Source organism: Pseudomonas onubensis (assembly GCF_965653655.1).
Taxonomy (GTDB): domain Bacteria; phylum Pseudomonadota; class Gammaproteobacteria; order Pseudomonadales; family Pseudomonadaceae; genus Aquipseudomonas.
On the sequence record NZ_CBFHAZ010000296.1, the window covers coordinates 1 to 435 of the forward strand.

Below are 435 nucleotides of genomic sequence, written 5' to 3' on the forward strand. Positions count from 1 at the left end.
GGATGTAGTCGTATGATTCATCTTTTACTTCCTCAAGAATACGGAGTGCGGCTTTTTCGGAAGTCTCAATCATTAACAGTAAAAACTCGGTAGCATCCCGCTGTTCATCACCCGTTGCGTTTTTTCCGAATTCATCTTTTCGGAAATCTTCACATTCACGGAATTCCGCTCCGCTTGACGCGATTTTGTGCTCATATTCCTTCACGCCGTAATATACGACATGTTCCCCTTTTGCCTTCAGTTCTTTTACGACGCCTAAAGACGGATTGATATGGCCTTCTCCCGGAAAGCCGATCATCAATACATTTGCCATCTTTCCACTCCCTATTCTTTTAAATTTTATGTATATTTAAACGATAACACCAATACAGAAAAAGGTAAAGATGTTCACCTTATTAATATTAAATGGGTACAATATTCCCATTTTCTTATTAT

General features: G+C 38.9%; 1 pseudogene. It reads right to left on the bottom strand.

The annotated features are described in order from the left end of the window. Positions 1-313, bottom strand: a pseudogene (locus ACTD9P_RS30030) (hypothetical protein); the annotation flags it as partial. Between the last annotated feature and the right edge of the window lie 122 nt (positions 314-435).